This window comes from Nostoc sp. 2RC (assembly GCF_014222165.1).
Taxonomy (GTDB): domain Bacteria; phylum Cyanobacteriota; class Cyanobacteriia; order Cyanobacteriales; family Nostocaceae; genus Nostoc; species Nostoc linckia.
Map to the genome: position 1 here is coordinate 1 of NZ_JACKZU010000415.1, position 6,836 is coordinate 6,836.

At 44.6% G+C, this 6,836-nt stretch carries 7 protein-coding genes; 3 read left to right on the plus strand and 4 right to left on the minus strand.

The annotated features are described in order from the left end of the window. Positions 1-281 precede the first annotated feature (281 nt). Positions 282-2,378, plus strand: coding sequence for an NAD(P)H-quinone oxidoreductase subunit 5 (locus GNE10_RS30130; protein ID WP_185569441.1), 2,097 nt, complete (start codon positions 282-284; stop codon positions 2,376-2,378). A gap of 113 nt (positions 2,379-2,491) precedes the next feature. Here GNE10_RS30130 and GNE10_RS30135 read toward each other — a convergent pair whose 3' ends face one another. The 3 genes from GNE10_RS30135 to GNE10_RS30145 form a co-directional block, all read right to left on the minus strand. Next, entirely contained in the window at positions 2,492-3,358 is an 867-nt protein-coding gene (locus GNE10_RS30135; RefSeq protein WP_185569443.1) for a hypothetical protein, read from the minus strand. Between the two features lie 119 nt (positions 3,359-3,477). Then, positions 3,478-3,693 (minus strand): hypothetical protein, encoded by a 216-nt coding sequence (locus GNE10_RS30140; RefSeq protein WP_260447088.1) that lies wholly within the window; start codon positions 3,691-3,693, stop codon positions 3,478-3,480. Positions 3,694-3,697: 4 nt separating this feature from the next. After that, a complete protein-coding gene (locus GNE10_RS30145) occupies positions 3,698-3,955 on the minus strand; it encodes a hypothetical protein (RefSeq protein ID WP_185569444.1) in 258 nt (85 codons plus the stop codon). A gap of 218 nt (positions 3,956-4,173) precedes the next feature. Between GNE10_RS30145 and GNE10_RS30150 the strand changes: the two genes are divergently transcribed. Together GNE10_RS30150 and ndhD1 are read left to right on the plus strand one after the other, a co-directional pair. After that, positions 4,174-4,365: a type II toxin-antitoxin system HicB family antitoxin gene (locus GNE10_RS30150; RefSeq protein WP_185569446.1), complete on the plus strand. Its 192-nt coding sequence runs from the start codon at positions 4,174-4,176 to the stop codon at positions 4,363-4,365. 449 nt (positions 4,366-4,814) lie between these two features. Continuing rightward, a complete protein-coding gene (gene ndhD1 / locus GNE10_RS30155) occupies positions 4,815-6,392 on the plus strand; it encodes a photosynthetic/respiratory NAD(P)H-quinone oxidoreductase subunit D1 (RefSeq protein WP_185569448.1) in 1,578 nt (525 codons plus the stop codon). Between the two features lie 106 nt (positions 6,393-6,498). Here the strand turns inward: ndhD1 and GNE10_RS30160 are convergent, their stop codons facing one another. Continuing rightward, positions 6,499-6,747, minus strand: a complete 249-nt coding sequence (locus GNE10_RS30160; RefSeq protein ID WP_099067154.1) for a TIGR02450 family Trp-rich protein — start codon at positions 6,745-6,747, stop codon at positions 6,499-6,501. Between the last annotated feature and the right edge of the window lie 89 nt (positions 6,748-6,836).

The window sequence follows — 6,836 nt, forward strand, 5'->3', positions numbered from 1 at the left end:
GGGAAGGGGGGAGGGGGGAGGGGGTAGGGGGGTAAGGGGAAAGGGCAAAGGCAAGATCCCTCCTTTTCCCTTTCCCCTTTCCCCTTTTCCCTACCCAAAGGGTTTTGTCCAATGCCCCATGCCCCGTGCCCAATGCCCAATGCCCATTGCCCAAATCTAAAACCATGCTTAATACCCCACCCAATCAGCTTTGGGTGGGTTATTTTATCCTAAAGGGTGTGTGTCACAATTGTTAACAGTTCCGACACGCTAGTCAAGAATTCTAAAAGTAGGCGTCAGTGATGGAAGTAATCTATCAGTATGCCTGGCTGATTCCGGTGTTACCTCTTTTTGGGGCAATGCTGGTCGGTCTAGGGTTAATCTCGTTGAATCAGGTGACAAATAGCCTGCGGCAGTTGAACGCTGTAGTCATTATCTCCCTAATGGGAGCCGCTATGGCGCTGTCGTTTGCTTTGTTGTGGAGTCAAGTTCAAGGACATCCGGCTTACACCCATAACTTGGAGTGGGCTGCGGCAGGCAATTTTCACCTGAGCATGGGCTACACTGTTGACCACCTGACAGCCCTAATGCTGGTGATTGTGACAACAGTAGCCTGTTTGGTCATGGTTTATACCGATGGCTACATGGCTCACGATCCCGGTTACGTGCGGTTTTATGCTTATCTCAGTTTATTTGGCTCTTCAATGTTAGGTTTGGTGCTTAGCCCCAACCTAGTACAGATTTATATATTCTGGGAACTTGTCGGGATGTGTTCCTACTTGCTGGTCGGCTTTTGGTACGATCGCAAGTCAGCCGCAGATGCCGCACAAAAAGCATTTGTAACCAACCGCGTGGGCGACTTTGGTCTTTTGTTGGGGATTTTAGGGCTGTTCTGGGCAACGGGAAGCTTTGATTTTAACATTATGGGCGATCGCCTCGCTCAACTCGTAGAAACAGGTTCTATCAGCAATTTTCTCGCTGTCCTGTTTGCGATTTTAGTTTTCCTCGGTCCAGTGGCGAAATCGGCCCAATTTCCTCTGCACGTCTGGCTACCAGATGCAATGGAAGGCCCCACCCCCATTTCTGCCTTGATTCACGCAGCAACAATGGTGGCAGCGGGTGTTTTCCTGGTAGCCCGGATGTACCCAGTATTTGAACATGTCCCAGCAGCAATGACAGTCATTGCCTTTACTGGGGCATTTACGGCGTTTTTGGGGGCAACTATCGCCATTACCCAAAACGACATCAAAAAAGGCTTGGCTTATTCCACCATTTCCCAACTCGGTTACATGGTGATGGCAATGGGAGTGGGTTCCTACAGTGCTGGACTATTCCACCTGATGACCCACGCTTATTTTAAGGCGATGCTGTTCTTGGGTTCTGGTTCCGTAATTCACGGTATGGAAGGTGTCGTCGGTCACGACCCCGCCTTAGCCCAGGATATGCGCCTGATGGGCGGACTGCGGAAGTATATGCCAGTGACGGCAACTACCTTTTTGATTGGTTGCTTGGCAATTTCTGGTATCCCCCCCTTCGCTGGTTTCTGGTCAAAAGATGAAATTTTGGGACAAGCTTTTCAAGCTAACCCATTCCTCTGGTTGGTTGGTTGGTTAACCGCCGGTATTACTGCTTTCTACATGTTCAGAATGTATTTCATGACATTTGAAGGCAAATTCCGCGGAACTGATGACAAAATCAAGCAAAAGCTGAAGAAGGCAGCGACAATCGTCCTAGAGTTAGAGTCAGAAGAACCAGTGCCGAATTATGGCCCTGGAGCCATGAAAAAAGGAGAATTGGCGGTAACTCACTCCCATGACTCCCATGACTCCCACGGACATCACAGCGATTCTCCCCACGAGTCGCCGTGGACAATGACTCTGCCTTTAGCGGTTTTGGCAGTACCTTCGATTTTGATTGGTTTGGTGGGAACTCCCTTTGCCAATTACTTCGAGCATTTTATATTTCCACCAACCGAAACCCTCTCAGAAGTTCTAGAAAAAACTGCCGAGTTCGACCCGACAGAGTTTTATATTATGGCGGGTGCTTCAGTAGCCATTTCGGTAGTTGGCATTAGTTTGGCTTTCTTAATGTACTTGCAGGGTAAAATTGACCCAGCTGCGATCGCTGCTAAAATCAAACCACTTTACGAGTTATCCCTCAATAAGTGGTACTTTGATGACATTTACCATCGTGTTTTTGTCCTCGGCCTGCGTCGCGTGGCTAGACAAGTTATGGAAGTTGACTTCCGCGTTGTCGATGGTGCAGTTAACCTCACAGGCTTCTTCACCCTTGTCAGCGGCGAAGGTCTAAAATACCTCGAAAACGGTCGCGCTCAATTCTACGCCTTGATTGTGTTTGGCGCTGTTTTGGGTTTAGTGATTGTCTTTGGTGTGACCTGATTTTAATAGGGGTGGACAAATGTCTGCCCCTACATTATTTCTTGAATACAAAGTTTTTCTGATGTCTGTTAGTTGAATAATTGGTTGTCGCTGCAATTCGCTGCAACACATTGTTAGAAATTGTCCGACACATCATTATTTATGAGTCTTTCATACTCGGTAAGTAAGAAAGAAATGTAAGAACGAATAAGATTACAGAATAAGCGACCTTCAGAAAGCGTCATTGGTTTGCCCTCTTTTAGATCAAGTCCATGCCGACCACCACCACCAGTTGGTGACGAATGATAACCATGTAGACTTTCTAAACATTTCAATATATAGTTGATTGCTGTCCCTTCATTTGCATTGCGTAGTTCCTTCACAATTACGTTAAAGTATGTCCCTTTTATAGTTCCAGATGGTAATTGCTCACCTCTAAAAGCAGTTGTAATTGATTCGAGAATCCAAAGTACTTCAATAACTGCTTCTCTAGGTCGATTTTCATTCAATAGTTGCTCAGAGCGATTTAGAGATTCCCTAATAAGTTGTTTTACAGGCTCAGTAAAGGTTGCTGGTGGTTCGGCCACAGAGATAGCTTCTTCACCTTCGCATAGCTTAACAAGTTTTGGTGGATCGATTTTATAAGCAATCTTGTGTTCAAGACAAATATCGTTGATACGTTCAATGTCAGGGATTGCATATTTATCCCGAAGATTCTCACACGCGTCGTAGAATGCCTCCAGAAACAGGGATGGGTTTTTAGCCGCGTCTTCCAAATATGACCGTAAATCTGTGCTTGCCCAACTCTCTGAAGTACTCCAGACACTCGTAGAGCCTACTGCATGTGCAAAACACTCTTTAAAATACTCTAGTAACTCCCAGCGATTTGCCTTAGCTACTATTATACCAGTAAGTTTCTCAAATTCATCAATCGCTGCATTAGGAATAACTGACTCTGGGGAAGAGTTAAAGCGCCATGAATCAGGAAATTGAAGTGGCATTTAAATGTTACATATTACACAACACTACTTGTATAACTTATTAGAGGCTCATATTGCAAATCTTCCAGGTACTCTTGGAGTAGAAGTAAGACACATTCAGGTGAGACAACCTGAATAAATCAGCCGATATCCACCGCTTTTGCCCGTCGGGATATCACTGTTTTTGCCCTAACTTTAAAAACGGTCAAGTCTATCCCAGAGATTCGATCGCCGATCAAATTTCCAGCCTGTAGCTGCTCGATAATGGGTTCAATGTCAATTTGAGTTTGGCGATCGCGTTTACTCAGAGCTTTGAGACGGCGTTTGAAGGGAGGTGTAAACCGGACTTCTGCCATAAATCTAGGCTGTGATATCGTCCCAAAGCTCTGAAACTGGGAAAGTTTGTCCTGTTGCTCCTTGTCGCACAGACTCTTGCAGTTCGGCTAATATTTGTGCTTTTGGCTCTTGTTCATCAATCCAAGCGAAACCACCGATGTTATCAGAATTTATGGAACTTATAAGCTGTTGCCAAAGTTCTACAGGGACGAGTACATCTGTTGTTTCTCCATCTGCGTTGGTGACATAACGAATCTGATTTTCAATTTGTGCCTTTATCATTATGATTGTTTCTCCTGTCATGCTTTTTTGCACCAAATCGCTTTTTCGACAACTAGCAAACAGCATCGTGTATTTTTAGCGACCCCTGGGTTGGACTAGGCGATCGCATCTCCAAAACCCTACCCTAGCAGCTTTTTTCGGGTAAATTTTTGACTTGACCGTGCGGATTTTAGATTTTAGATATTTCGGTACTCCTTTGAAGAAGCACGAATACGCGAATGATAAAGAAGAAATACATTTACTGGCAATATGATGATATGTGGTTAGGTTATCTCGAAGAATATCCTGATTATTGGACTCAGGGTGAAACCGAAGAGGAGCTAAGAGAAAATCTACTAGATATTTTCAGTGAATTAACAAGTGGAACTATCCAAAATATTCGCAGAGTTGCAGAACTTGAAGTCTCATGAAACGAAGAGACTTAATCAGTAAGCTTGAAGAAATGGGTTGTATTTTCGTTCGTCATGGTAGCAAACATGATTGGTATCAGATCTGATTTTCAATTTGTGCCATTATCATAGGGTTGTTTCTCCTCTCATGCTTTTTGCACCAAATCGCTTTTTTGGAAAACCAGCAAACAGCATGATGTATTTTTAGCAACGCCTGGGTTGGGCTACGCTGTCCCGTCGCTAGAATTCTAGTTTAGCGGCTTTGTTGAGGGTCAATTTTTGACTTGACTGGGGGTATCCTAATCCACATTCCGCACTCCCAAGTGTCAAAATAGACTCCCAAGAGAAAAAATCGGGGATTGCCGATTTAATTAAATCAACCTAACGAGGAAGAGCAAATCCCCAAAAAGCTGTTAGTTAATAACTAGTGACTTTTTGCCAAACATGATTTTGATAGCAGACAAATTGCGATGAATACAGCTACTTTCCCCTGGCTGACGACGATTATTCTGTTTCCGATAGCGGCGTCACTACTGATTCCCATCATCCCAGATAAAGACGGCAAAACAGTGCGCTGGTACTCCCTGATTGTGGGGCTGATAGATTTCGCACTGATTGTTTACGCTTTTTATACTGGGTACGATTTTTCCAATCCAGATTTGCAGTTGGTGGAGAGTTACCCCTGGGTACCGCAACTCGATTTGAATTGGTCGGTAGGGGCTGATGGCTTGTCCATGCCTCTGATTATTTTGACTGGATTCATTACCACGCTGGCGATTTTAGCGGCTTGGCCTGTAACCTTCAAGCCCAAGCTATTTTACTTCTTGATTCTGGCGATGTATGGCGGTCAAATTGCCGTGTTCGCCGTCCAGGATATGCTGCTATTTTTCCTGGTGTGGGAACTGGAACTGGTGCCGATATACTTTCTGCTGTCGATTTGGGGAGGCAAAAGGCGACAATACGCAGCGACTAAATTTATTTTATACACCGCTGGCGGTTCGCTGTTTATTTTGCTGTCTGCCCTGACAATGGGATTTTACGGTGATACGGTGACGTTCGACATGCGATCGCTCGCCCTCAAAGATTTCGCCCTGAATTTCCAACTTGCCCTCTATGCTGGCTTCCTGATTGCCTACGCCGTCAAGTTGCCGATTATTCCTTTGCACACCTGGCTACCTGATGCCCACGGTGAAGCTACAGCACCTGTGCATATGTTATTGGCAGGTATTCTTCTGAAAATGGGCGGTTACGCTCTAATTCGGATGAATGCCCAAATGCTGCCTGATGCCCACGCTTATTTTGCCCCTGTGTTGATCGTTTTGGGGGTAGTTAACATCATCTACGCTGCCCTAACATCCTTTGCCCAGCGCAACCTGAAGCGAAAAATTGCCTACTCCTCAATTTCTCACATGGGCTTTGTCACCATTGGGATTGCTTCCTTTACCGATTTGGGATTAAGTGGAGCAGTATTGCAAATGGTTTCTCACGGGTTAATTGGGGCGAGTTTGTTCTTTCTCGTAGGTGCAACTTATGACCGGACACACACCCTGATGTTGGATGAAATGGGTGGTGTCGGTAAGAGAATGCAGAAAATTTTCGCCATGTTCACCGCCTGTTCAATGGCATCTTTGGCGTTGCCAGGAATGAGTGGTTTCGTAGCAGAATTAATGGTATTTGTTGGTTTTGCGACTAGCGATGCTTATAGCTCTACCTTTAAAGTTATCGTAGTCTTCTTGATGGCAGTTGGGGTGATTTTAACTCCGATTTATCTGCTGTCAATGTTGCGAGAAATTTTCTACGGCCAAGAGAACGAAGAATTAGTTTCTCACCAAGCTTTGATAGATGCTGAACCCCGTGAAGTATTTATCATTGCCTGTTTGTTAGTGCCAATTATTGGTATTGGTTTCTATCCGAAATTGCTCACTCAAATGTACGACGCCACAACTGTACAATTGACAGCAAGATTGCGTAATTCGGTGCCGACATTAGCACAACAAAAACCCGAAGTGCCAAAGGTTTCTTTGAGTGCGCCGGAAATTGCTAATTAGGTAGCGATCGCTAATTTCAATTAATATTAGTTTTGGGGCGGGTTCTATACCTGCCTTTTTTGTCACTAATCATTAGTCATTAGACTTCTTGTAGAAGTCTAATGATTTAGGATTGCTGTAGTTCGTCAATTTGCTGTAATGTTTGCCAACCAGCTTGCCACTGAGAGTTATCTTGTAACAATTTGGCGTTTATCCAGAAACGAACTTTAGGATCGCAAGCAGCCACCATTTCAGCGTATACCCACTTACCCTGATTTTTACGGTTGACAACTTGGAAGTGTCTCCATCCATCAACTTTTTTCTGTGCTGTCCACTTAGAACCGAGTAAGTAAGGAAATTTTTGTTTTTTAGTCATTGGTCATTAGTCATTGGTCATTGGTCATTACAGTGTTGACTGTTGACTGGTGACTGGGGAATTATATTCTCCCCTGCCCCCTGCCCCTC

What these genes read in the sequence shown, in the direction of transcription:
- GNE10_RS30145 (WP_185569444.1), bottom strand. Translation starts at nt 3,955, where the DNA reads ATGATAAAGGCACAAATTGAAAATCAGATTCGTTATGTCACCAACGCA.
- GNE10_RS30150 (WP_185569446.1), top strand. Translation starts at nt 4,174, where the DNA reads ATGATAAAGAAGAAATACATTTACTGGCAATATGATGATATGTGGTTA.
- ndhD1 (WP_185569448.1), top strand. Translation starts at nt 4,815, where the DNA reads ATGAATACAGCTACTTTCCCCTGGCTGACGACGATTATTCTGTTTCCG.
- GNE10_RS30135 (WP_185569443.1), bottom strand. Translation starts at nt 3,358, where the DNA reads ATGCCACTTCAATTTCCTGATTCATGGCGCTTTAACTCTTCCCCAGAG.
- GNE10_RS30130 (WP_185569441.1), top strand. Translation starts at nt 282, where the DNA reads ATGGAAGTAATCTATCAGTATGCCTGGCTGATTCCGGTGTTACCTCTT.
- GNE10_RS30140 (WP_260447088.1), bottom strand. Translation starts at nt 3,693, where the DNA reads ATGGCAGAAGTCCGGTTTACACCTCCCTTCAAACGCCGTCTCAAAGCT.
- GNE10_RS30160 (WP_099067154.1), bottom strand. Translation starts at nt 6,747, where the DNA reads ATGACTAAAAAACAAAAATTTCCTTACTTACTCGGTTCTAAGTGGACA.